The organism is Streptomyces fagopyri (genome assembly GCF_009498275.1).
Classification (GTDB): Bacteria; Actinomycetota; Actinomycetes; order Streptomycetales; family Streptomycetaceae; genus Streptomyces; species Streptomyces fagopyri.
In genome coordinates this window covers 8,199,453-8,224,733 of record NZ_CP045643.1, presented here as the reverse complement: position 1 = coordinate 8,224,733, position 25,281 = coordinate 8,199,453, and the positions used below count along the sequence as shown (strand labels likewise).

8 protein-coding genes are annotated in these 25,281 nt (G+C 73.5%); 3 read left to right on the top strand and 5 right to left on the bottom strand.

The genetic code is table 11. The annotated features are described in order from the left end of the window. Positions 1-383 precede the first annotated feature (383 nt). The 3 genes from GFH48_RS35600 to GFH48_RS35590 all read left to right on the top strand — a co-directional run bounded on the left by GFH48_RS35600 (position 384) and on the right by GFH48_RS35590 (position 3,799). Positions 384-1,346 (top strand): ABC transporter substrate-binding protein, encoded by a 963-nt coding sequence (locus GFH48_RS35600; protein WP_153292179.1) that lies wholly within the window; start codon positions 384-386, stop codon positions 1,344-1,346. A gap of 100 nt (positions 1,347-1,446) precedes the next feature. Beyond that, on the top strand, positions 1,447-3,039 hold the full coding sequence (locus GFH48_RS35595; RefSeq protein ID WP_153292178.1) for an aromatic amino acid lyase: 1,593 nt from the start codon (positions 1,447-1,449) through the stop codon (positions 3,037-3,039). Positions 3,040-3,313: 274 nt separating this feature from the next. Further along, entirely contained in the window at positions 3,314-3,799 is a 486-nt protein-coding gene (locus tag GFH48_RS35590) for a DUF6924 domain-containing protein (RefSeq protein WP_153292177.1), read from the top strand. A gap of 47 nt (positions 3,800-3,846) precedes the next feature. Here the strand turns inward: GFH48_RS35590 and GFH48_RS35585 are convergent, their stop codons facing one another. The 5 genes from GFH48_RS35585 to GFH48_RS35565 form a co-directional block, all read right to left on the bottom strand. Further along, entirely contained in the window at positions 3,847-4,626 is a 780-nt protein-coding gene (locus tag GFH48_RS35585; RefSeq protein ID WP_153292176.1) for an alpha/beta fold hydrolase, read from the bottom strand. A gap of 61 nt (positions 4,627-4,687) precedes the next feature. Beyond that, positions 4,688-5,821 carry an alpha/beta hydrolase gene (locus GFH48_RS35580; RefSeq protein WP_153292175.1) on the bottom strand — a complete coding sequence of 378 codons (1,134 nt, stop codon included), beginning with the start codon at positions 5,819-5,821 and terminating at the stop codon, positions 4,688-4,690. After that, positions 5,818-8,109 (bottom strand): thioester reductase domain-containing protein, encoded by a 2,292-nt coding sequence (locus GFH48_RS35575; RefSeq protein WP_228121116.1) that lies wholly within the window; start codon positions 8,107-8,109, stop codon positions 5,818-5,820. Before GFH48_RS35575 ends, GFH48_RS35580 begins: the two co-directional genes overlap by 4 nt. 442 nt (positions 8,110-8,551) lie before the next feature. Beyond that, a complete protein-coding gene (locus tag GFH48_RS35570; protein ID WP_153292173.1) occupies positions 8,552-23,200 on the bottom strand; it encodes a type I polyketide synthase in 14,649 nt (4,882 codons plus the stop codon). Between the two features lie 355 nt (positions 23,201-23,555). After that, the gene (locus tag GFH48_RS35565) at positions 23,556-25,280 is read right to left on the bottom strand and encodes a fatty acyl-AMP ligase (protein WP_153292172.1); all 1,725 of its coding nucleotides are present in this window, start codon (positions 25,278-25,280) and stop codon (positions 23,556-23,558) included. Between the last annotated feature and the right edge of the window lies 1 nt (position 25,281).

The following is a 25,281-nucleotide window of genomic DNA, read 5'->3' as shown; positions in this document are numbered from 1 at the left end:
TCCGGCCTATTCGGGGAGCCGTGGTCTGCGGCCCCCGGGCGGCTTTCCTGTGCGCGGGCACCAAACCTCCTTGACTTCATTCCCAATTGGAAGCCCGCAGCCCGGGCTGCGTGGACGGGTCGTGTCAGCACGCTCGGGCCGAGCAAGTGGAACCATGTCCCCCGACTCGGCCAACATTAGCGGTTGCCGCAAGAGTACGGCCATGATCAACCAAAAAGTGACACAGCAATACGTCCGATTCACCGTCGTTTCGGCCGAGTTGCGCACACGCGGTGAAGCCGCCTGGTCTCCATCGGTGATCTATTCGTGTCTTGACGGTGCGTTACTGCGCTCGATTGGATCGACTACACGCCACGCCTTCCGACCCCCATGCACAAGTCTGGATGACCAACGTGACCCACGCCAGAAGCACCCGAACGACCGCAACGTATGCTGTGTCCCTGCTGGTTGTGGCCGCGGCCGCGCTCACGGGCTGCGGTTCCTCCGACAACAGCTCCGACGGCAAGGACCCGCTGAAGGGTGACACCGCCAAGGGCGGTACGGTCGTGGTCGGTTCCAACAACTTCCCCGAGAGCATCCTCATCGCCGACATCTACGGCGAGGCCCTGAAGGCCAAGGGCATCAAGGTCAGCTACAAGCTCAACATCGGTAGCCGTGAGACGACCTACGGTCTGATCAAGAACGGCACGATCACCGTTCTGCCCGAGTACAACGGCGCCCTGCTGGCCTATCTCGACGCCAAGGCGGCCCCGACCACGGTCGAGGAGACCTCGAAGGCCATCACCGCCGGACTCGACGCGAAGCTGACCCTGCTGGAGCCCTCCCAGGCCCAGGACAAGGACGCCGTCGCGGTGAACGAGGCCACGGCCAAGAAGTACAGCCTGACCGAGAAGTCGACCATCGCCGACCTCGCCGACGCGGCCAAGGACATGGTCATCGGCGGTTCCCCGGAGTTCCAGACCCGCAAGCAGGGACTGCTCGGCCTGAAGTCCGAATACGGCCTCGATTTCAAGTCGTTCAAGGCCCTGGACGCGGGCGGTCCGCTGACGGTCGCCGCCCTGAAGGGCAACAACATCCAGGCTGCGGACATTTTCTCGACCGACCCCGGAATCAGCAAGAACAAGTTCGTCGTCCTCCAGGACTCGAAGAATCTCTTCGGGTTCGAGAACGTCACTCCGCTCGCCTACAAGAGCGGTCTCACCTCCGAGGGTGTTTCCGCCCTCAACGCCGTGTCGGCGAAGCTCGACACCGACGCCCTGGTCGACCTCAACGCCCAGGTGCAGAACGACAACAAGGACCCGCTGGACGTGGCCAAGCAGTGGCTGTCGTCCGCCGGACTGTCCTGACGGACACGCGTCGGCCGGAGCGGAGATCCGCTCCGGCCCGCTGTCCGGCACCCCGGGCGTGGGGGCGCCCGGGGCCGTGTCGTCGAGGAGAAGCTCCGTCATGCTCGAGCGCACCGCCGAAACTCCCCCCGCCGATCCGCGCACCGATGCCGCGCGCGTGGCCGCCGTGTCCGGTGCGCCGGCACTGACGGGCCACGGTCTCGACGCGGGCACCGTGGCCCTGATCGCCGGCGGAGCCTCGCCCGCCACCGTGCGTCCGCACGCGCTGGCGGGGATGGAACGCTCACACCGGGCCGCCCAGGCACTGGCGGCGGCGGGCACCCGGGCCTACGGACGCACCACCGGCGTCGGAGCGCACCGCGGCGTCGCCGTCGAGGAACGCGACGGCGACGGCCATGACCTGCGACTGCTGCTCAGCCACGCGGGTGGGATCGGGGAACGCCTGCCGGCACGACAGGTCCGCGCGATGATGGCGGTCCGGGCCAACCAACTGCTGGCCGGGGGATCGGGGCTGCGCCCCGCGGTCGCCACCGCCATGGTGGACGCCCTGCGGGCGCGCGTGCACCCACCGGTCAGCGAGTACGGAGCGGTGGGCACCGGGGATCTGACGGCGCTCGCCGAACTCGGACTGGCGCTGTTCGGACACATCCCCTGGGAACATGACCGCGCGGACGGCCGGGAACCGCTCCCCGAGCCGCTGCGGATCGAACGCGGCGACGCGCTCGCCCTGTTGAGCAGCAACGCTCTCACTCTGGGGCAGTCCGCGCTCGCCTGTCACGACCTCGGCGCGCTGGTGCGCGCCGCGCACGTGGTGACGGCCCTGTCCCTGTGCGCGATCGACGCGTCCCTGGAGGCGTACGCGCCCGAGGTCCATCTGGCGCACCCGCATCCGCCCACGCGGCGTGCCGCCGCGCGCGTACGACGGCTGCTCGGCGCGTCGCAGGCTCCGTGGCCACCGTCCCCACGGGTCCAGGACCCCTTCGGCTTCCGCTGCTTCCCACAGGCGCACGGCCCGGCGACGGAGGCGTGGAGCACCCTGGACGAGGTGCTCGCCGTCGACCTCAACTCGGCGGTGGAGAACCCCCTGATCGGCTGGGACCGGGCCGGTGAAGTCCCGGTCGCCCAGCACCACGGCGGCTTCTTCGCCACCCCGCTCGCGCTGGCGCTCGACGGGGTGTGCCTCGCCGTCCTCGGCACGGCCCGGCTCTCCGCCGCCCGGCTCTCCGGGCTCGGCCGCCCCGAACTGACCGGGGCACGTTCCTACCTGGCCGACGAGGCGTCGGCGGGTTCGGGGATGATGATCCTCGAGTACAGCGCGGCGGCCGCGGTCGCCGAGGTCCAGGCGTGCGCCGTACCGGCCGCCCTCGGGCACGTGGTGCTGTCGCAGGGGATGGAGGAGGCGGCGAGCTTCGCCACCCAGGCGGCCCGCAAGACACTCCGGCTCACCGACGCGTACCGGCTGGTCCTGGGCTGTGAGCTGGTCGCCGCGGTACGGGCCCTGCGCCAACGCGGTACGGCTCCCGACCCGCTGACCACCGCGGGGCGCGCCTACGCGATGGCCGCCGCGGTGCTGAATCCGGCGATGGAGGACCGCTCCCTGACGAGCGACGTGGCCGGCGCCGCGGCGCTGCTCACGGAGTTCGCCGCGATGGAAGGTGCCGGCGCCGACGCGCCGCCCTCCACATCGCCGTAGAAGCCTCCGGGGCGTGATCACCCGGTCCGACCCTCACCGCTCCCGGGCGGCCGGGAGCGCGTTCGACGCCTCGGCGGGTTCGACGTCCCCGTACGTTCGGCGGCTCGGGGCGTTCGGCGCCTTCGTACCTTCGACGCCCGGTCACGTCCGCGGGCCGCCGACGGGGCGGACGCGGAAGCTCTGGCGGCGTCGACGGCCACGACTGCCGTTCCGGACGGCGTGGACGTCGTACCGTCGACCGGACGCCCCACCGCAGTCACCGAGGAGAACGTCCATGAACGCGTTGCCCGCCGTCGTCGGCCGGGACGAATTCGATGCGCTGGTCGTCAGGACGGACTATCACGACGACGTGTCCTGGCGGGCCGTGACGGCGGCCCTGGCGCAGCCCTGGGGCGATCGGGGCGACGGGCGTTACGCCGCCGGGCTGCACCTCCTGGACGACCCGGCCTGGGCGGAGGCCGGCGTCGACGACGTGGTGGCCGCGGTCCGCGCCGACGAGAACCTGGCGGTCGTCTTCCTCGCCGACAAGACCACGATGAGGACCGCGCACCACGCCCTGCTCGCGGTCACCACGCTGACGCGGGAGGAGTGCGAGGACGACGAGGACCACCGCCGGCTCACCGAGTTCGGTCGCTCCTTCCGTACCGTCCCCGCGGGCGTCCACGACATCCACGCGAACCTGAGCATCGGCAACCTCGGATTCGAGGAGTACGCCGCGCAGGCGCACGACGAACCCGAGGGGATCTACCGGATCTCCTGAACGGACACCGGACACCGGACCCCGCGGTCCGGCGGGCGTCCGGTGGTTCACGGCCGGTCGGTCACGAACCCGTCGAGCGCGGCGGTGAGTTCGGCCGGTTTCTCCACGGGCAGCTCGTGGCCGGCGTCCAGGATCCGCACCACGGCGTCCGGGTAGGCCTTCGCCATCCGGAGCATCTGCGTGACGGGCAGTTGGATGTCGTGATAGCCGTGGACCAGGAGGGTCGGGGTGCGGATCTCGCCGAGCCGGTCGAGGACGTCGAAGGACCGCATGGCCCCGTACAGCGTCATGACCACCTCGCGCGGGGTGTCCGCCGAGGTGCGGACGTACTCCCGGATCTCCTCGCGGGGATAGCCGGGGGCGAAGGCGCGCTGGATGTTGGTGGCGACGAACAGCTTGAACGGCACCAGCGTCGACGCCGCCATCAGCAGACCGCGCCCCCGGCTGTAGGTCATCCTGCTGATCGAGCTGACCAGGACCATGCGGTCGACCCGCTCGGGGTGGGCGAGGGCGATGGTCTGGGAGATCATCCCGCCCATGGAGTGGCCGACCAGGACGAAGCGCTCGATCTTCAGGTGGTCGAGGACGGCGAGGACGTCCGTCGCCAGCTCCGCGATCGTGCGCACCCCCGAACCGCCGCTGTCGCCGTGCCCGCGCAGATCCAGCCGGACCACCCGCCGCTTCTCGGCGAAGTGCGCCACCTGGTGGTCCCAGCGGCGCCGGTTGGCGGTCCAGCCGTGGAGGAACACGAGGGGGACGCCACCGCCGTCGCGGGGGCCCTCGTCGTCGTACGTCAGCGCGGCGCCGTCGACATCGAGCTGCGGCATGGGGCCTCCTGGGTGCGGTCCGGTTACTGACCGGTACGGTATCCGGCCGCGCGGGCCGCCGTCACCGTCGTTCGCCGAGGAATTCGAGGATGTGTCCGAACACGTCGAGGGCGGCGCCCCGGCCCAGGAACGTGTCCAGGTGCCCGTAGCCGGGGATCTCCGTGTACGAGACGTCCAACTGGGGGCGGCGGTGCGCCAGTACCTCGTGGCAGAGCCGCTGCGAGTCCAGCCACAGACCGTTCTCGCTGCCCGAGAGCAGCAGTACCGGGGTGTCGATGCGGGCCGCGGCGTCCAGCGCGTTGGGCGGCAGCGCCCGGTAGCGGTGGTCGGTGTCGTGCCACCGGACGACGGTACGGGCCAGTTCGATGCGGCGCAGGTGCGGCAGGATCCACAGGGGCGCGGGCCCGAGGAGTTCGGCGAGCCGGTCGTGGGTGGCGTCCGAGAGGTTCTCGTGGACGAAGAGCGAAGCACCCGATCCCCAGGCAGAGTTGTGGAGAATCTGACAGGTCGGGTCGGGGCAGGCCGCGCCGCGCGAGGCGAGGGCGAACAGGGGCGTGTACTTCGACCGCAGGCCCACCTTCCGGAAGTCGACCGGGATGTGGTCGATGCGGTTGCGCAGCAGTTCACCCGCCACCGTCATGCGCAGCGAGGTGCGTCCCGCCAGCTTCGGCGTCAGGAACACGCCCTGGGAGACGACCCCCGCGAGCCCGGGCACCAGTCCCGCCGTCATGCTCAGCGACAGGGCGAGAGAGCCGATGCAGTGCGCGACCACGAACAGGGGCCGGTCGCCGATGTGTTCACGGACGCGGGAGACCGCTTCGGGGATGTCGTACAGCGCGACGTCGTCGTACGTGTACCGCCTGCCGGTCTCGTTGTACGGAAAGCGTCGGCTCCCCCGCCAGTCGAGCAGCCAGGGCTCGTAACCGTCGTCGAGCAGGACGTCGACGAGGTTGCGGGTCTCGGGGAGCAGGAACATGTCGGCGGACGCGGTGTGCCCGTGCAGGAGCAGCACGGCGGGCCGGTCCCGCTCGCCGCTGTCGACGCGGGTCAGCGCGAGATTGACGCCGTCCCCGGTCCTGAAGGGGATCTCCTCGACCCGCGCGGGGTCGAGGCGGTGGCGCAGGGGGTGCGGCGCCGCGGTCGTCCGGACCTTGCGGACCGGCTGCCGGGTGCGGGAGGCGGCTCTGAGGATCATCGGTGACGCTCCGGGAGGGTCGGGGTGCGGCGCAGGTCGAGGAGGTCGGCGGCGGCCCGCGCGAAGGGACCGAGCAGTCCGCGGCCCATCTCCAGTCCGAACCAGGCGAGCCAGGTCAGCTTGGCGGCCCGCCGTTCCCGGGCGGTCAGGCGAGGGTCGACCCTGATCCCGTCGATCTGGTCGCGCACGTAGCTGTCCGCGGGAACGACCAACTCGCCGGCGAGGACGGCCGGTTCGTTCTCGCGGCCGATCTCGACGCGCAGCGCGCGGGTCTGCCGCCACACGTCGCGGCGGGCGCGGGCGTGCTTGTGGCCCTCCAGCCACCAGCGGCCACCGTCGGTGTCACGCAACAGCATTCGGTAGCGCAGGAGTTGATGGTGCTGTCCGTCCTGTCGCGGAATTCCCTCCTCGGGCCGGACCCAGACGTCCCCGCTCGCGACGACCAGCGGTTCGGGATGCACGGCGGAGCACACCAGCTCACCGCCGGCGTCCACCCTCCGCTCCCCCACCAGTTGGTACATGCTCGCGATGGAGAGGGTCAGCGCCATCGAGCAGGGAATGTCGGCCGCCGCGCCGACGGGCCCCACGGCGCCCTCGGTCGTCTCGGAGAACCACAGATAGGGCTGGTCGTCCTTGTGCGGCAGTCTGGCCAGGCCGTCCTCGGCGAGACGCTCGAACGTCCTCAGCTGCGCCCGGGAGTCGTAACGGGCCGGGGGCCGGAGGCCGAGCGCCTCGACGAGGGCGGCGGTGCGTTCACCGGTGGCCGCAGGCCCCGTCAAGGTGGCCTCGCACAGTCTGAGGGCGGTGGGACTGCGCAGCACCCGTGTCAGGAAGTCCAGTTCGGGTACCGGCTCGGCTTCGAGACGGTCCAGTACGTCGGCGCGCCACTCGTCCCAGTCGTGTACGCGCACGTGCATGCCGCCCCGCGCCATGTCCCGTACGACGTCGTCGAGGGTGTTGGGCACGCCGGTCAGGTTGTAGTCGTGGCCCCATGCGTCCGGTTCGCAGACGACGGCGGCCGCGACCCGGCTCACCCAGTCCACCGGGGCCGAGTTCAGGTACCGGAAGGCCGGTACCGTACGGAAGCGGCCGAAGGCCGAGATGAGGCCGCTGCTGAGGTCCTGCGGGTTGTAGGCACCGGTTCCCGTGTGTCCTCCGATGCCACCCGGGCGCATCGCGGTGACGACCAGACCGTGGTCGCGTGCCCTGCGCAGCGCGACCTCCGCCGCCCACTTCGTCTGGTCGTAGCCCGCCACGAGACGGTCCACATGGGCGAGCGGGTCGTCCTCGCCCATGGAGGTGATGCCGACCTCGTTGAAGACGGCGATCGAGGAGACGTGGTGCAGCGGCTTCGGCCGGCCGGTCGCCGCGAGTTCGGCCAGGGTCAGCGCGCCGACGACGTTGCTCTGCCGCAGCGACCGGTAGCCGCGCAGGAAGTCGACGGCCGCCGCCACTCCCACCACGCTGTCGAGCTCGTGGGCGAGCGTGGTCCACAGGTCGTCCGACAGGCCCAGCCGGGGGCGCCGTATGTCGCCGGGGACCACCGTCACCCGGCGACGGATCTCCGCCGACCACGGCAGCCGGTGGGTCTTCAGCGCAGCGCCGAGGCGGGCCGAGGCCGCCTGCTCGTCGGCGGCGCGGACGAGGCAGTACACATGGGCGTCGCTGTGCCTGAGCAGGTCGAGGAGCAGATGGCCGCCGAGGAAGCCGGTGGCTCCGGTGAGCAGGATCCGGCGGGGCGGCAGCGGCTCGGGCGACCCGGTCCAGGGCAGCCGGTCGGCGAGGGAGAGGTCGGCCAGGATCTGGTCCAGGTCGTCGGGGCGGGCCGAGAGGGACGGGGCGTACGGAGAGGACGGCGCGCACAGGTTGGACGAGGTGGACAGGGTGGTGGTGGGCGTGGTGCTGCCGACGCTCCCCGGGGAGCCGGTCGTCGGGACGGGCGGTGGGGTACGGGGGGTCGTCCCGGGCGGAGAGGGGCGTAGTGCCGGTGCCGAACTTCCCACGGGTGCCAGGGTTTCCGGTACGCACGGGGTGGCGGGGGCCGCCGCGGCCCCGGCGGTCGCCAGCCAGCGCCGGGCGAGGCTGCGCGGCCGGGCGTCGGCGAACACCTCGTCGAGGTCCATCTCCAGGCCCAGTGAGTCCTCCAGCGCCGCGACGAGTTCCACGGCGCCGACGGAGGTGCCCCCGGCGTCGAAGAAGTCGCTGTCGGGCGACAGTCGCCCCTCGGGTACGAAGGGGCCCGCCGCCTCGGCGATCGCGGAGGCCAGGCCGTCCACGTCGGGCGTCACGGGCGTGGGCTCGGCCTGGCGGTCCGCACCACGTCCGGTGCCGACACCGACACCGACACCGACATCCGTACATGTACCCGTACCCGCACTCGTACTTGCACCAGCACCAGCACCAGCACCAGCACCGAACGGAACCACCCCGGCATCAGCGTCCGCATCCGCATCCACAGCCGTACGGCGGGAATCGGCTCTCGCGGTCGGCACGCCACCCGTGCGCGCGGCGGCCGCCGGCGCCTCGGGCGCCGGCGTCAACCCGGCTCTGGACAGCAGGGCCTCCACGCTCAGACCCCCGTCACCGCGCTCGATCGCCTCACCGGCCGCCCGCCGTCCGGCGTTCGACGACGTGTCCTCGTTCACTTCACGCATGAGAGCCCTTCACCCTGTGCACTGTCGTTTCCCGTACCGCTGTCACAGCTCGGGCCACCCCCGCCGCCGTCCCCGCTCAAGGTCGCCGCCAGGAACGGAAGGCCCGCAGTTGCTCGGGCGTGACCACACTCTCCATCCGCTCGTCGTCCTGGTCGCCGCCACCGAGCGCGGCCAGCAGACGCCGGGCCGGCAGGTTGCGCGCGGTGCGCTCCGCCGTCAGACGGACCTCGGCGCAGCCCAACTCGTCCGCGCGGTCGGCCAGCCACCGCAGCATCCGCTCCTCGACACCGCGGCCGAGCGCACGGCAGCTCATCGACCAGGCGAGGACGTCCAGTCGGCCGCCTTCCGCGCGCAGGGCGAGCAGGCCGATCTGCCCGTAGTCGCCGAACCGGTCGCGGGCCGTGCCCGTCCACACCTCGCCGCGTTCCCGCCACCGCGCCAGATCTCCACCGTCGGACGATCTCGGGTGGAGGACGAACTGGTTGGTACGGCGCACCAGTTGCGCGGCCCGCTCCATGTCGTCCTCGGCCAGGGCCCGGATGTCGACCTCAAGCTCCAGTCCGGCGAGGAACTCCTCGAACCCGGCCTGTTCGCGGGCCGCGTCCCGTTCCCGCTCCTGCGTGTAGAACCGTGCCCGCGACCCGTCCTCGGCCGTCGCCGGCCTCGGGACCAACGGCCACAACCGGTCCAGGAAGTCGCCGAGTTCGGGCGCCGGCGGGCAGGTCAGTGACAGCACCTGCGGCAGCGCCGACCGCATCGCCGCGATCTCGACGGGGTTGTCGTCCAGGTAGAGGAAGCTGTCGAGTCCCAGGCCGAGCGTGCGCGCCGCCGCGGCGAGTCGGGCCGGCTTCGGCCCCCAGGTGGCGGAGACCGCGCTGAAGTGCTCGGTCTTCAACAGGCTGTCCGGGCGGTCCAGGACGGCTCGTACCGTGTCCTCGTCGTTGTTGCTGACCAGTGCCAGCAGCACGCCCGCGGCCCGCCACTCCAGCAGCCTGCGCGCGAGAAGGGCGCGTGGTCCGGTCAGGTCCACCGCGTCGGGGCCGATCTCCCCGGCCACCCCGCCCCACAGGGTCTGGTCGCCGTCCACCGCGATGACCTTGGGCGCGGGGCGCCGTACCGCTCGTACGACCTCGGCCACCCGCAGGGCCATCGCGGCCTGGAAACGCGGAGTGAAGGGGAGGTGGGCCAGCCGCTCGGTCCGTTCGTCGAAGCGTTCCGCGGCGGTGTGGTGGCGTGTCCAGTCGTCCGGGCGGAGCACCGCGATGCCGGGGAGGTCGGTGAGTTCGGCGGCGAGGCCCATCTCCCACCGGGTGAAGCGGTCCTCCGGGCGCGCGGAGGGCGGGAAGCCCACGACGAGCGGCCCGCGGGTCCGTTCGGACAGGGATTCCAGCGCCGCCCGGTACGCGGTGCGCAGCTCGTCCAGCACGGCGTCGGTCACCTGGCCGAACCGTTCCAGGTCCACCGCCCGCAGCAGCACCACACCCACCGTCGAAGCGGGGGCGGCGAACACGCCCGACGGGTCGCGCAGTGCGGCGAGCACCTGATGGTACGGGGCTTCCGCGACCGCCGGGCCCGCGTCCCGTGCCCGGTCGGGCGCCGCGTCCCGTATCCGGCCGGGCGCCGTGTCGCACGCTCCGTCCCGCGTCCGCTCCTCGCCGCTCTCCTCCTCGACCGCCGCCGCGCACAGCAGGGGCAGATGACCGAGCGCGAAGGTGGCGGCGAGCGCGAGCGAGCGGCGCGGACGGGCGGCGGGCTCGTCCGCGAGAGGGGCGCCCGTCACCGCACCGCCGTCGCCCGCCGTCGCACCGACCGTCCCGGCCGCCGCGCCGGGCGTCTCCGTCACCACACGGCCGAGGTTCTCCCCCGCACGGCCGGTGTTCCTCGGCACAGGGCCGGTTTCGTCCAGCACGCGGCCGGTGTCCTCCACCGGACGGTCCGAGGCCGTCACTCCACCCTTCGTTTCCGCCGTCGCGCGGACCGCCGCCGTGGGGTCCTCGGCCGCATCCGCGAGCAGGCGCAGGAACTGGCGCGCCAGGTCCGTCGAGGTCGTCGCGTCCAGAATGTCGAGGTTGTGGTCGAGACGGACGCGGCCCGCGTCCGGGGTCATGGTGATCATGAGGTCGAGTTCGGAGTACCCCGTTCCGGCGGGGAGCACCTCCAGCCGTTCGAGACGGCCGGCGGACGAGCGTACGTAGTTGAAGTACACCTCCACGAGGGGCGCGTTCGTCCGGTGCAGCCCCTGTCCGGCGAGGGTCGGCAGCACGTCCGAGAACATGGCGCCCTTCGCGAGGACCCGGTCCAGGCGCGCGTCCGTGCGGCGCAGCACGTCCTCGATCGGCTCCCCCGCCCCCGCCTGCGCCGGGAACGGGACGGGCACTCCGAAGAAGCCCACCGCGTCGTACGCGTCGGCGTGGATCCGGGTGTCGACGGGCACGGCCAGGACGAATCGCTCCCGTTCCCGCGTCCTGGCCAGCAGCACGGTCAGGGTGCCCAGGCAGAAGGCGGCGGGTGTGACGGCGAGTCGGCTCGCGGCCGCCGTCACCCGTTCCATGAGCCCGTCGGGTATCTCCACGGTCACGCTCCCGGCCCGGTACGAACGGGTCGCCGGGCGCGGCCGGGCGAGGGTCAGGTCGAGGCGCGCGGCGCCGTGGAAGGCCTCGCGCCACTCGGCCGTGCCCGCCCCGTGGGTGTCGGCGGTGCGCTGGGCCTCGGTCAGGAGGTCGATGTCACGATTGGTGACGGTGTCGCCCAGCGAGGTGCCGGCCAGCTCGGCGTCGATCTCCCCCGCGACGAGCAGCAGCGACTGCAGATCGCCCACCGCGTGGTGCGCGCCGAACACGAGGAGCTGACCGTCCTCGCCGGCGTCCAGCAGCTCGAAGCGCCACAGGGGCGGGTCCGTCAGGTCGAACGGTGCCTCCAGGAGGTGGCGCAGCCGGTCGGCGGCGTCGGGTCCGGCGTCGCCGCTCACGCTCGTCCAGCGCAGTGGCGGCGAGGCCAACTCCCGTTCCACGCGCATCTTCCGGCCCGGTCCGCCCGTTCCCTCCAGTGCCGTGCGCAAGGCGGCGTGACGTCCGGCCAGCCGGGTCAGGATGTCGGCGAGCGCCTCACGGGTGGTCGGCGCGGTCAGCCGTACGGCGAGGCCGATGGCGTGTGCCGCGTCGGGCATGTCCGGTCGGGCGCTGCGCAGCAGCCGTACCATGTCGCGGGTCGCGGGTCGCAGTTCGCTCTCGGGCACCTCCGGTACGGGCTCGGGCCGCCGTTCCTCTTCCCCCGCCCCCGGGCGGCGTTCGGGCAGGACCTCGCCCAACGCCCGTGCCAGGCCCTGGATGTCGGACGCCGAGAAGACGGCGGTGGTGGGGACTTCTGCGCCCAGTTCGCGCGCGAAGGCGTTGCGCAGCCGGACGAGCATCAAGGAGTCCAGGCCCAGTTCCTTGAGGGCAGTGGTCGCGGACACGTCGACCGCACCGCCGGAGATCTGGCCGACTTTGGCACGTACGTACGCTTCGAGCCGTGTGGTCCGATCCTGGTCCGTGGTCGCCGCGAACACCCGCGTGACGAGGGCGTCGGTGTCCGCCGAGGCGTCCGTGACGGTGATCAGGTCACCCAGGATCGGGCGGTCGCGGGCCGTGTCCGGGTCGAGCGAGAGGATCTCCCGGTTCAGGGCCAGGGGCGCGAGCTGGCGGCGGGAGGTGGTGAGCACCCGCTCGAACAGGTCGCCGCCCTCCCCCGGGGAGAACGCGATCAGGCCCGACCGGCCGGTCTCGGCGGCCCGGGTCCCGGACCCGGCGACCATGCCGACCCCGGCCCAGGCGCCCCAGTCCAGGCTCAGCGCCCTGCGGTCGGTACGGGACAGATGGTGCGCCCAGGCGTCGAGGAAGGCGTTCGCGGCCGCGTACGGACTCTGTCCGGCCGAGCCGAGCAGGCCGGCCGCCGAGGCGAAGAAAACGAACTGCTGTGCCTCCGGGACGAGTTCGGTGAGCAGGACGGTGCCGAGGACCTTGGGTGCGAGCACGTTCAGGACCCGGTCGCCGGTCAGGGTGGCCACGGTGGCGTCGTCGAGGACCCCGGCCGCGTGGACGATCCCGGCGACCGGTCCGGCCGCCTGGCGCACGGTGTTCAGGGCGGCCGTCAGACCGTCGCGGTCGGCGACGTCCGCGCGGGCGAGACAGACGGTGACACCGCGCGCTTCGAGCCCCGTGATCCAGCCCGCCGTGCCCGCGTCGGGTGCGCCGCGGCTCATCAGGGCCAGCCTGCGGGCACCCCGGCGGACCAGCCGCTCGGCGACCACCCGGCCGAGGCCGCCGAGACCGCCCGTGATCAGGTACACGCCGTCCGCGGTGATCCCGTCGTGGCCGCCGTCGTCGGGCCGGGTGCGGGCCAGCCGCGGTACCAGCCGGCCCGACTCCCGCAGGGCGACGAGCCGTTCGTCGTCCGCGTGCCGCAGCTGCGTCCACAGGGCGTCGTCGCCGTCCGTCTCCGGCAGGTCGATCAGCGTGGTCGACAGTTCCGGGTACTCCTGGGCCACCGCGAGCCCGAAGCCCCAGGCGAGCGCCTGTTGCGGGTGTGTCACCCGCGTGCTGCCACCGGCTGCCTGGCTTCCGCGAACGACCAGGAACAGACGTGGGGCGCGGCCCTGCGGGTGATCGGTGAGCGCCCGCACCAGGTGCAGGGTGCTGAGGCAGCACCGGCGCGCGGCCTCCTCGGCCGTGGCGGTGTCCTCGATCGGGGGTGCGTCGAGTGCGGACAACTGCACCACTCGTTCGGGCGGTCCGTCGGCGAAGGCCTCGGCGAGCAGCCGGGCCACCTGTCCCGGGTCGGCCGGATCGAGGACGTAACGACCCGGTCCCTCGCTGCCGAACGTCTCTCCCGTGCGGGCGATCACGTGCGGTGCCGAGGCTGCTGCCAGCCGCTCCGCGAGGGCGGCCCCCACGCCGGTCCCGTCGGCCAGGAGGAGCCACCCGCCCCGGCCGGCCGGCTCCCGCGCGTCCGAGCGTGGCTGCCAGCGGGTCTCGAAGAGCGAGTCGTCCGCGCGCGTGAGCGCGGTCAGTGCGAACCCCGTCGCTTCCAGGACCAGTTGGTCGTTCTCGTCCCAGAGCCTCAGGTCGAGCAGCGCCGTGTCGTCCTCCACGGAACGCAGTCGGCAGGTCGACCACGCGGGAGTTCCGCCGAGGCCGGTGTGACGCAGCCGCCCGACACCGGCGGGCACGAACGCCCGGCCTTCGGGTGCGTTCACTGGGAGGGCCGCGGTGTGGAAGGCGGCGTCGAGCACGGCGGGGTGCACGAGATGACCGGCGGCCGGGCGACGGGCGAGCCGGCCCACCGCTTCGGCATCCGCGCGGTGGCCCTGTTCCAGGCCCCGGAAGCCGGGGCCGTAGTCGATGCCGAGCGCGGCCAGCCCCGCGTAGACGGCCGACAGGTCTGCTTCCTCACGGCACCTCTCGCGCAGCGCGGCGGGCTCGTCGTCCGTGGCGGGCTCGTCCTCCGTGGCGGGTGCGGGTTCGGCGGCGCCGGTGAGGACGCGTCCGGTGACATGCCGCTCCCACCGGGCCGGCCGCTCACCGCTGGGAGCCGAGGAGATGGTGAAGTCACGCGCGCCGTCCGCGGCGGGCCGCAGGACCAGTTGCACTCGTACGGGCCGCTCCGCGTCGATCGCCAGGGGTCGCTCGAACCTGACGTCGGCGAGTCGCACCTCGGCGCCGTCCGGCGCCTCACCGCCGTGGGGCGCCGAGGCGGCCTCCAGGGCCAGGGCGAGGAAGGCGGCGCCGGGCAGCCAGACCTCGCCACCGACCCGGTGGTCGGCGAGGTAGGCGAAACGGCTGTCCCGCAGGTCGATCTCGCTCTGGAACAGGTGCCGGTCGGGTGTGTCGCTGGCCTCGACGTGCGTGCCGAGGAGGGGTGAGCCCTCGGCCGTCGCGGCGGCCGGGGCGGGTGCGAGCCAGTGGCGTTCGCGGCTGAAGGCGTACGTGGGCAGATCGGCCCTGCGGCGCCCCGGGAACAGCACCGGCCAGTCGGGCGTGTAACCGGCTTCGTACAACTCCCCCAGTCCGTCGAGCAGTACGGCCTGTCCGTCCCGCTGCCGGCCCAGTGAGCCGACGGCCACCGCGTCGATACCCGCCTCGGCGGCCACCGCCTCGACCGACGCGGTGAGCGACGGGTGCGGGCTCAGCTCGACGAAGTAGCGGTAGCCGTCGTCGAGCATCCGCCTGATCGTTTCCGCGAAACGGACCGGGCCGCCGAGGTTCGCGTACCAGTGGTCGGCGTCCAGCCGGTCACCGGGCACGGGCGCGGCCAGCACCGTCGAGTAGAGCGGGGTCGGTGTGCGGCTGCCCCTGATGCCGGCGAGCCGTTCGAGCAGGTCCTCGCGGACCGGGTCCATCAAAGGGGTGTGGGAGGCGAACGGGGTCGACAGGCGTCGTACGGGGACGCCCTGCTCGTCGAGTTGCCGACGCAGCCCCTCCAGCGCTTCGGCGTCGCCGGAAACGGCGGTGGAGCGGGGGCTGTTGACGGCCGCGACGAACAGCCGGCCCCGGTGGGGCGCGAGCAGCTCCCCGACCTCCGCGGACGGGAGTTCCAGGGACAGCATGCCGCCCTGTCCGACCAGCGGGGCGACCGCACCGGCACGCCCGGTCACCACGGCGGCGGCGTCGTCCAGGGTGAGGGCGCCGGCGGTGTACGCGGCGGCGATCTCGCCGAGGCTGTGCCCGACCATGGCGTCGGGGCGGACGCCGAGCGCTCGCCAGGCGGCGGCCAGGGCCGCGTTCAGCGCGAACAGCACCGGCTGCAGGAACTCCGTCCGGTCGAGCGGAGCGAACTCCTCGGGGGCTCGCAGTACGTTGAGGACCGACCATCCGACGTGGCGCTGCACCGCTTCGTCGATCCGGGACAACTCCTCGTGGAACGCCTCCGACTCGTCCGCCAACTCCATTCCCATGCCCGGCCATTGGCCGCCGTGCCCGGCGAGGACGAAGGCCACCTTGCCCGTCGGCCCGTCGTGGGGCCGGGACGCAGGTGTCCGTCCGCTCGCCAGCGCGTCGAGCCGGGCGCGCAGTTCGTCACGGTCGCCCGCCACGATTCCCGCCCGCCGTTCGAAGTGGCCGCGGTGCCGGGCCAGGGTGTGGGCGACGTCCGCCAGACCGACGTCCTTCGTGAGGTGTCGCGACAGCCGCGCGGCCTGCCCGCGTACGGCGGACTCACCGCGTCCGGACAGCACGAACAGTCGCTTCGCGGTGCCGGTTTCCGGCGTCGGCCGTTCCTCGGCCCGCGGGGCCTCCTCCACGATCAGGTGCGCGTTGGTTCCGCTGATCCCGAAGGCGCTCACTCCGGCCCGCCGTACGCGCTCTCCCGTCGACGGCCAGGGAGCCGGTTCCCGCAGCAGCCGCAACCCGCTGCCGTCCCAGTCGACATGGCGACTCGGCGTGCCGGCGTGCAGGGTGCGCGGCAGCGAACCGTGACGCAGGGACTGGACGACCTTGATCAGCCCGAGCACGCCGGAAGCGGCTTGCGTGTGACCGATGTTGGACTTGAGCGAGCCGAGGTGCAGGGGGCGGTCCTGCGGGCGCGAGGCGCCGAAGACCTCCGCGAGGGCGTTCGCCTCGATCGGGTCGCCGAGCGTCGTACCGGTCCCGTGCGCCTCGACGTGGTCGATGTCGGCGGGTGCCAGCCCGGACAGCTCCAGCGCCCGCCGGACCACCTGCTCCTGGGCGGGGCCGTTGGGGGCGGACAGTCCCTGACTGCGCCCGTCCTGGTTGACCGCGGTGCCGCGCAGTACGGCGAGCACCTCGTCACCGTCGCGACGGGCGTCGCCGAGCCGTTTCAGTACGACCATGCCCGCGCCCTCGGCCCAGACGGCCCCGTCGGCGTCGTCGGAGAAGGAGCGGCAGCGGCCGGTCGGGGACAGCCCCCGCAGCCGGCTGAACTCGACGAAGGTGCCCGGTGTCACCATCAGGGTCACCCCGCCGGCGAGCGCCAGGTCGCATTCGCCGGACCGCAGCGCCTGCGCCGCCAGGTGCAGCGCCACCAGCGACGAGGAACAGGCCGTGTCCACGGTGAGCGCGGGCCCGTTCAGACCCAGCGTGTACGCGAGCCGTCCCGACGCGACGCTCAGCGCCGACCCGGTGCCGACGTACCCGTCCAGTTGATCGAGCCGGGAGCCCGCGAGGTAGTCGCTGCCGAACATGCCGACGTACACACCGGTGGGGCTGCCCGCCAGGTCGGCGGGTACGATCCCGGCGCGCTCCAGTGCCTCCCAGGCCGTCTCCAGCAACACCCGCTGCTGCGGGTCCATGGCCGCCGCCTCCTTCGGGGTGATGCCGAAGAAGCCCGCGTCGAAGGCGTCCAGGTCGTCGAGGAATCCGCCCTCTCTGGCGTACGACTTGCCCAGGGCGTCCGGGTCGGGGTCGTACAGCGACGGCACGTCCCAGCGCGCCTCGGGGAAGGGGCCGACCGCGTCGCGGCCCTCCGCGACGAGGTTCCACAGGCCCTCGGGATCGTGTACACCGCCGGGCAGACGGCACGCCATGCCCACCAGGGCCAGCGGCTCGTCCGAGGGGGGCGCGGTGTCGCGGGCGGGCCGCGGACCGGGCAGGCTCCGCCGGGCCCTCGGGCCGTCCACGACGAGCGCGGTGGCCAGCAGGTGCCCGGTGAGCCGGGCCGCGGTGGGGTGGTCGAAGAGCAGGGTGGCGGGGAGCCTGGATCCGATCCGGGTGCCGATGCGGTTGCGGAGCTCCACCGCCGTGACCGAGTCCATGCCGAGTTCACGCAGCGGCCGGTCGGGGCGGACGGATTCCGCCGAGCGCAGGCCGAGCGCCCTCGCGGTCTCCTCGCGGACCAGGGCTAGGACGTGTGCGGCGCGTTCGGCCTCCGGCAGCCGGGCCAGCCGGTCCGCCAGACCTTCGCCGTGGTCCGCCGGACCTTCGCCGTCGCGCCGGCCGGCTCGCGGTGCGGGCAGCAACGAGCGCCACAGCGCCGTCGAAGGGTCGTCCGTGGCCGTCGTGTTCTCGCGCAGCCGGTTCAGGTCCAGGGACCAGGCGACCAGGTGCGGTACGCCCCGGAGCAGGGCGAGCCGGACGAGGTCACGGCCCTGGTCCGGGGTGACGGCGCGGTGGCCGGCGCGGGCCATCCGCTCCAGGTCGGCGTGTTCGGCGGCGAGGCCCTCGCCCGCCCAGGCGCCGAAGGCGACCGAGACGCCGGGAAGCCCCAGGGCGGCCCGGTGGTGGGCGAGTTGGTCGAGGAAGGCGTTGGCGGCGGCGTACCCGGCCTGACCCGCGGTGCCGACGACACCGGCCGCCGAGGAGACGAGCAGGAACAGGTCGAGGGGCAAGTCGGCGGTGAGCCGGTGCAGATGGGCGGCGCCGTCGACCTTGGGGCGCAGCACCCGCGCGAGGCGTTCGGGCGTGAGGCCGGCGATCACGCCGTCGTCCAGGACTCCGGCGCAGTGGACGACGCCGCGCAACGGCGACTCCGCCGGCACACGGGCGAGTACGCCGGCCAGCGCGTCGGCGTCCGCGGCGTCGCACGCGGCGATCTCCACCTCGGCGCCCAGTGCGGTCAGTTCGGCGGTGAGCTCTTCGGCGCGCGGATCGCCGGGTCCGCGACGGGAGGTCAGGAGCAGACGCGGGACGCCCTGTTCGGCGAGATGCCGGGCGATGTGCCGGCCGACGGCGCCGAGCCCGCCGGTGATCAGCACCGTGCCGTCCGTGGGCGTCGGGTCGGGACGCCCGACCAGGTCGAGGACGACGGGCTCGCCGGACGCGGCCCGCCGCCGTAGTGCCCCGCGTGCGCCGGTGACGGGCAGAGCCCGGGGCCGGACCGGACGGGCCGGACCGACGAGGGCCGCGCGCAGCGCCGCGGCCGCTTCCCCGGCGCCGTGGGCGCCGTCTGCCGTAAGGGCCAGGGCCGCCGCGGTGGTGAACGGCACGCCGTCCGGGACGACCGCGAGCAGCCGTGCGTCGGCGACCGCCTCGGAGCCGGGTGGCGTCTCGGCGAGGGCGCAGACCCGCAGACCCGCAGCGAGGTCCCCGGTATCGGTGCCGGCCTCGGTCAGCACACCGGCGCACGCGGTACGGGGCGACGCGCCGCCGGGTCCGGGCACCGCGACGGCGTGCACCTGGATCCTGACCTGGCCGGGGGCCAGGGCATGGGCCGCCACCGCGCAGAGGGCGGGTTCCGTCGCGAGCCCGGTCAGTTCGTACTGGTCCCCGGCCGGAATCCGCAGGGTGTCCGCGGCGCGGGCGCGCACCAGCCGGGGGACGAGCAAGGACCCTGATCGGAGGGCGAGTTCGGGTTCGGCGGCGAGCGTGACGGCAGCCAGGAGGCCGTCCGTGGGGGCCTCGGAGCCGTCGAGGTCGAGCAGGGTCAGTCCGAGGTGCGGGTGTTCGGTCCGGGCGCTGCGGGCCATGCCCCACAGCACGGACTGGGCCAGCCCGGACACGGTGTCCGCGACGCCGGTCGCCAGCGCGTCGCGGGTCACCCACACGGTCCGGGCGGGCAGCCGGTCCTCCGCGAGCGCCGCGAGATGACGCAGTTCGGCCAGCGCTGCGGCCGCCAGTTCCTGTGCGGTGGACCCCGGTTCGGCGTCGGGCGCCGGGCGCGGCCAGAACCGTACGAGGATGTCGGCGTCCGTCTCGCGCACCTGGAGCCCCGCCGCCTCCAGGCCGCGTACGGCCGCGGCGACGTCCGGGCCGGAGTGGTCGCCGTGGACGGCCCAGACGGCGCCCGGCGCTCCGGCGGGTTCTTCGGGCGCGGCCGTCCACGCCACTTCGTACAGGTGACGGCCGTTCTCCGAGGCGCCGTTCAGGTCCGCCGGGTCGGCGGCCCGCAGCCGTACGTCCTCCAGCCGGCCCGCGAAGGAGCCGTCGGTGTCCCACAGCGTCACGTCGAGGGTGAGGTCCGTCCCGGAGCCGCCCGACCTCCGGACCAGCGCCGTGAGGTCGCCGGTGCCGCCGGGCGGCAGGACGCACCGGCCCACCGCGACCGGCAGCAGCACCCGGCCGTCGGACGCGCCGCCCGTGTCCAGCGCGGCGGCGACGTGCAGCGCCGCGTCCAGCAGTGCCGGGTGGACGGGGTAGGGGTCGGTCCGCTCCCGGGCCGCGGAGGGCAGCGAGAGCCGGGCCAGCAGCTCGCCGTCGACGGTGGTCGTGACCGCCGACCGGACGCCCTGGAAGGCCGGGCCGTAGCCGAGGCCGAGGGCGTTCAGCCGCTCGTACGTCCGTGTGGTCCACAGGGATTCGGCGGACTCCGGCCACACCGGCGGCCGGGCGGGCGGCGCCGGGACGGGAACGGCCGCCGAAGCGGTCGCGTGCAGGGTCCAGTCCGGGTCCTGCCGGCCGCGCGGGCGAGCGTGGACGGTGATCTCCGGGGCGGAGCCCGCGGTGGCCACCTCGACGGACACCTCGACCGTGCCGGACTCCGGCAGGACGAGGGGCGCGAGCAGGAGCAGGCCGGTCACGTCGCCGGGCACGTCCGGGCGGGCCACGGCGAGGGCGGCGCGGCACAGCTCCATCAGGGTGGTGCCCGACACCACGGTCCGGCCGAACACGGTGTGGTCGGGCAGCCAGTCGGCGGTGGCCGCCGACCACTCGTGGCGGAAGGTCCAGCGGGTCTCGTCCGCGGACTGGAGCTGGATGCCGAGCAGCGGGTGCGCGGCGCGGTCGAGGAGTCCGGGGGCGTCGGCCGCGGGCTCGGGGTCTGTCCAGTAGGACCGCGCGTCCCAGGCGTACGTGGGAAGTCCGGCCGTCTCCGCGTCGGGTACCGGCCGGCACCAGTCGACCGGCCGTCCGCGCACGTGGAGTTCGGCGGTGGCGCGGTCCAGACAGGCGGGCCCGTCCTCGTCGCGACGCAGCGATCCGACGGCGGCCAGGTCCTCGTGTCCGGAGTCCTCGGCGACCGTGAGCAGGGCGGTGACGAGGGAGGGGTGGGGGCTGAGTTCGACGAAGAAGCGGTAGCCATCGGCCACCATGCGCTCCACGGTGGGCGCGAAGCGGACGGGTTCGCGCAGGTTCGCGTACCAGTAGTCGGCTTCGAGTTCCTCCGTGACGGGTTCACCGGTGACCGTGGAATACCAGGCGACGGGGGTCGGACAGGCGGTGACGCCGTCGAGTTCGCCGAGGATCGTGGCGTGCAGCGGCTCGACCCGCGCGCTGTGGGAGGCGTAGTCGACGTCGAGGCGGCGGACGAACACCTGTTGCCGGTCGAGGTCGGCGAGCAGGGATTCGAGCGGTCGCGTGTCACCGGCGATCACCGTCGAGCGGCCGCTGTTCACGGCGGCGACGGAGACCCGGCCGCCCAGCCCGGCGAGGTGTGCCTCGACCTCGGTGTGCGGTAGGCCGACGACGGCCATGGCGCCGGTGCCGGACAGCGCGGTCAGGGCCTGCCCGCGCAGGGCGACCACCGCTGCCGCGTCGTTGAGGCTGAGCGCGCCGGCCACACAGGCCGCGGCGACCTCGCCCTGACTGTGCCCGACGACCGCGTCCGGTCGTACACCGCGGGCCCGCCACACCGCGGCCAGGGAGACCATCACGGCGAACAGGGCCGGCTGGACGACGTCCACCCGGTCCAGGGGCGGGGCGCCCTCGTCGCCGCGCAGGACGGCCGCCACCGACCAGACGGTGAAGGGGCGCAGGGCCGCGTCGCACCGGTCGAGTTCGTCGGCGAACACCGTTGATCTGTCGAGCAGTTCGCGGGCCATGCCCGGCCACTGGGAGCCCTGGCCGGGGAAGACGAACGCCAGCTTTCCCGGCGGACGCGTCTGCCGGGGACCCACCAGGAGCCCGGTGTCGGACTGTCCCGCCGCGAGTGCGCGCAGGCCGATGAGCAGTTCGTCGCGGTCGGCCGCCCGCAGGACGGCACGGTGTTCGAAGTGCGTGCGGTGGTGGGCCAGGGTCGCGGCCACGGCGGGCAGCGCGGTGTCCGGCCGTGCGACGAGCGCGTCGAGCAGCCGGGTGGCCTGTCCCCGGAGGGCCGGGAGGGTGCGGGCGGACAGCGGGAAGAGCGCGGCGTCGGGTACCGCGCCGGGCTCCTCGGTGTCCTGGCGCCGGCCGGGCGTGGCAGTCGCGGTCGCCGCCCCGGCCGAGGTCGCGGTCGGTCGCGGCTCGTCCCTCGGTGGCGCCTCCTCCAGAACCACGTGCGCGTTGGTGCCGCTGATGCCGAACGCGCTCACTCCGGCCCGCCGCACCCGGTCGCCGCGCCGCGGCCAGGCTCGGGCGTCGCTGTGCACGCGCAGGCCGCCGCCGGCCCAGTCGACGTGCTCGGTCGGGATCTCGGCGTGCAGTGACGCCGGAAGCAGTTCGTGACCGAGGGACAGGACGGTCTTGATGACGCCACCGATGCCCGCCGCGGCCTGGGTGTGACCGATGTTGGACTTCAGGGAGCCCACGCCGAGGGGCCGGTCCGCCGGGCGTCCCGGTCCGAACACGGAGGCGAGCGCCTGGCCTTCGACCGGGTCACCGAGCCGCGTACCGGTGCCGTGCGCCTCGACGTAGTCCAGGTCCTCCGGCCGGAGTCCGGCGTCGTCGAGCGCCGCGCGCAACACCCGTGCCTGTGCCAGGCCGTTGGGAGCGCTCAGGCCCTGGCTCCGGCCGTCCTGGTTGACCGCCGAGCCCTTGACGACCGCGAGGACCCGGTCGCCGTCCCGGCGCGCGTCCGCGAGCCGCTTGAGCAGCACCAGGCCGCAGCCCTCGGCCCACACCACTCCGTCCGCCCCGGTGGAGAACGGGCTGCACCGCCCGGTCGGCGACAGTCCGCCCAGTCTGCTGAACTCGACGTGCCCGCGCGGCGTCACGAGGAGCGTGGCACCGCCCGCCAGCGCGAGGTCGCACTCACCGTTCGCCAGCGCCCGCGCCGCCAGATGCAGGGCGACGAGGGAGGAGGAGCAGGCGGTGTCGACGGTCACGGCAGGACCTTGCAGACCGAGGGTGTACGCGATGCGCCCGGACGCCACACTGGACGCCGAGCCGGTGCCCACGTGCCCGTCGAGCTGGTCCAGACGGGCCGAGGCGAGGTATCCGCTCTCGTACAGGCCGATGTAGACGCCCGTGAGGCTGCCGTTCAGTGTCTCCGGGACGATCCCGGCGCGTTCGATCGCCTCCCAGCCGGTCAGCAGCAGGAGCCGCTGCTGCGGGTCCATGGCCGCGGCCTCGCGCGCCGAGATCCCGAAGAACGGCGCGTCGAAGCGGTCGATGCCGGTCAGGAAGCCGCCGCGAAGGGTGTACGCCTTGCCGGCGGCCTCCGGATCGGGGTCCAGGAGCGCGTGGGTGTCCCAACGGCCCGCGGGCACCTCGCCGACCGCGTCCTCGCCCTCGGCCAGCAGCCGCCACAGGGCCTCGGGGTCGTCGGCGCCGCCGGGGAATCGGCAGGCCATGGAGATGATCGCGAGGTCGCCGCCCGCCCGTGCGGAGTCGGGGGCGCGCGCCGGATCGGGGGTGGGGACCAAATCGGCCGTCGCGGTGGGTCCTTCACCGAGGACGGTGGCGGTGATCGCCTCGATCGTGGGGTGGTTGAAGACGAGGGACGGCTCCAAGGGCCGGCCGAGCCGCTCGGACAGGTCCGCCGCCAAGGTCACCAACTGCCGTGATCCCAGGCCGAGCTCCGCGATCGGGCGATCCGCGGCGACGGCCGACGCGGTGAGCCCGGCCGCCTCGGCGACGGCCGAGACCAGCCACGCCCGTACGTCCTCGGGGGTCGTCGCGGATGTCTCGGGAAGCTGTTTCGGGGACTCGTTCGCAGGCATCTGGGCAGGTGTCCTCGTGAACTCGGGCTCAGGTGGATGCCGTACGGCCGCCACGGCGGAGCGCACGGTGTACGGCTGTTGCCGCCGGCGTAGGGCGGGCGGCGAACCCGGTGGGCTCGTCGCGGGTTTCGGGCGTACGGGCAGGGAGGGACGCCACGTCCGGTCGGCCGGTACGTCCGGTCGGCCGGTACGTCCGGTCGGCCGGTACGTCCGGTCGGCGGGCGCCGTCGGGTATGCGGCGAGATCCGGGTGCCCGTCGGAACCGGACCGCGCGCGGCGGAGCGACCCGGCGCACGTGCCGTGACGGGCATGGGGCCGCCGACGGCACGTGCGGCCGCGTTGCCGGCGGGCGCCGTCAACTCCGGGCGGGCGCGCCGACCGGGGACAGGGTGCCGTCGAGGTACGCGGTCCGGGTGGCCCGGCGCTGGATCTTCCCGCTGGACGTCTTCGGAATGGTGCCGGGGTGGATCAGGACCACGTCGCGCACCGGCAGGCCGTGGGCCTCCCCGATCGCGCCGCGGATCAGGTCGACGATCTTCTCGGACTCGCCCAGCGCCTCCGGGGCCGTCTCCGCGACGAGGACGGGGCGTTCTCCCTCCTCCCCGGCGTCCACGGAGAAGGCGGCGGTGCAGCCGGGCCGCAGCGCCCAGTGGGACATCTCGGCGGACAGTTCCAGGTCCTGGGGATGGTGGTTGCGGCCGTCGATGACCATCAGGTCCTTGAGGCGACCGGTGACGAAGAGCTCGCCGTCCCGCAGGAAGCCGAGGTCGCCGGTGCGCAGGAAGTGACCCTCGCGGTTCTTCAGGGCGGCCCGGAACGTCTGCCGGGTGGCGAGGGCGTTGCGCCAGTAGCCCTTGGCTACGCCGGCGCCGGCGACCCAGATCTCACCGACCTCGCCCTCGGGAAGTTCCTCCTGCCGCTCGGGGTCGGCGATGACGACGGTGGTGCCGGGGCCGGGGCGGCCGGAGCCGACCGCCACCGCGTCCGTCGCGCCGGCGTGCGGCCCGGTCCCGGCGGACTCGACCAGAGTGGGCGGGGCCGGTACCGAACCGCCGGTGACGATCAGCGTGGCCTCCGCCAGGCCGTAACACGGGTACAGCGCCTCGCGACGGAAGCCCGCGGCGGCGAAGGTCTCGGTGAACCGGCTCAGGGTGGCGGCCCGCACCGGTTCCGCGCCGTTGAAGGCGACGCGCCAACGGCTCAGGTCGAGCCCGTCGAGCAGTTCGGGCGTCGCGTGCTTCAGGCACAGCTCGTAGGCGAAGTTGGGGCCGCCGCTGGTGTGCGGGCCGTAGTGGCTGACGGCGTTCAGCCAGCGCTCGGGCCGTTGCAGGAAGTGCAGCGGCGAGAAGAACGTGGCGGTCACACCGAGGTGCACCGCGTTCAGGACCGGGCCGATGAGGCCCATGTCGTGGTAGACGGGAAGCCAGCTGACGAAGAGTTCGTGACCGTACTCCTCGATCACCTCCGGGGTGTGGCCCATCCGTTCCGTGATGATCCGCTCGTTGTCCAGCAGGTTCCCGTGCGTCACCATCACGCCGCGCGGGGCGGAGGTGGATCCGGAGGTGTACTGGAGGAAGGCGACGGAGTCGGCGGTGAGGTCGGGCTCGCGCCAGGAGCCGGCCGCCTCGTCGGGGATGTCCTCGGTCGCGACGCGGGTGATCCCGGCCAGTTCCGGCAGGTGCTCCGCCGTACCCGCCAAGGTGGCCATCACGTCACGGCCGCCCAGGATCACCCTGACGTCCGCGTCGGCCATCAGGCGCCTCGTCCGGAGCAGCGCACGGTGATTCTGCGACCGTCCCTGCGGAGGCACGCCCGGTACGGCGACGACTCCGGCCGAAAGACAGCCCAGATATGCGGACATGAACTCGAGTCCGGGTGGATAGAGCAGCATCGCGCGGGAACCGGCCAGTCCGCGTTCCTGCAGCCAAGCGGCCACGGCCCGGGAGCGCTCGGCCAGCCGCCCGTAGGAGATGTCCTGGATCTCTCCGTCGCAGTCACCCGTGACGAGATACCGGTAAGCGGTCCGGTCAGGCTGTCGGGAGGCGTGCGCGGTCAGTAAATCGACCAGGGAACGAGCCATA

What these genes read in the sequence shown, in the direction of transcription:
- GFH48_RS35600 (WP_153292179.1), top strand. Translation starts at nt 384, where the DNA reads ATGACCAACGTGACCCACGCCAGAAGCACCCGAACGACCGCAACGTAT.
- GFH48_RS35595 (WP_153292178.1), top strand. Translation starts at nt 1,447, where the DNA reads ATGCTCGAGCGCACCGCCGAAACTCCCCCCGCCGATCCGCGCACCGAT.
- GFH48_RS35590 (WP_153292177.1), top strand. Translation starts at nt 3,314, where the DNA reads ATGAACGCGTTGCCCGCCGTCGTCGGCCGGGACGAATTCGATGCGCTG.
- GFH48_RS35585 (WP_153292176.1), bottom strand. Translation starts at nt 4,626, where the DNA reads ATGCCGCAGCTCGATGTCGACGGCGCCGCGCTGACGTACGACGACGAG.
- GFH48_RS35580 (WP_153292175.1), bottom strand. Translation starts at nt 5,821, where the DNA reads ATGATCCTCAGAGCCGCCTCCCGCACCCGGCAGCCGGTCCGCAAGGTC.
- GFH48_RS35570 (WP_153292173.1), bottom strand. Translation starts at nt 23,200, where the DNA reads ATGCCTGCGAACGAGTCCCCGAAACAGCTTCCCGAGACATCCGCGACG.
- GFH48_RS35565 (WP_153292172.1), bottom strand. Translation starts at nt 25,280, where the DNA reads ATGGCTCGTTCCCTGGTCGATTTACTGACCGCGCACGCCTCCCGACAG.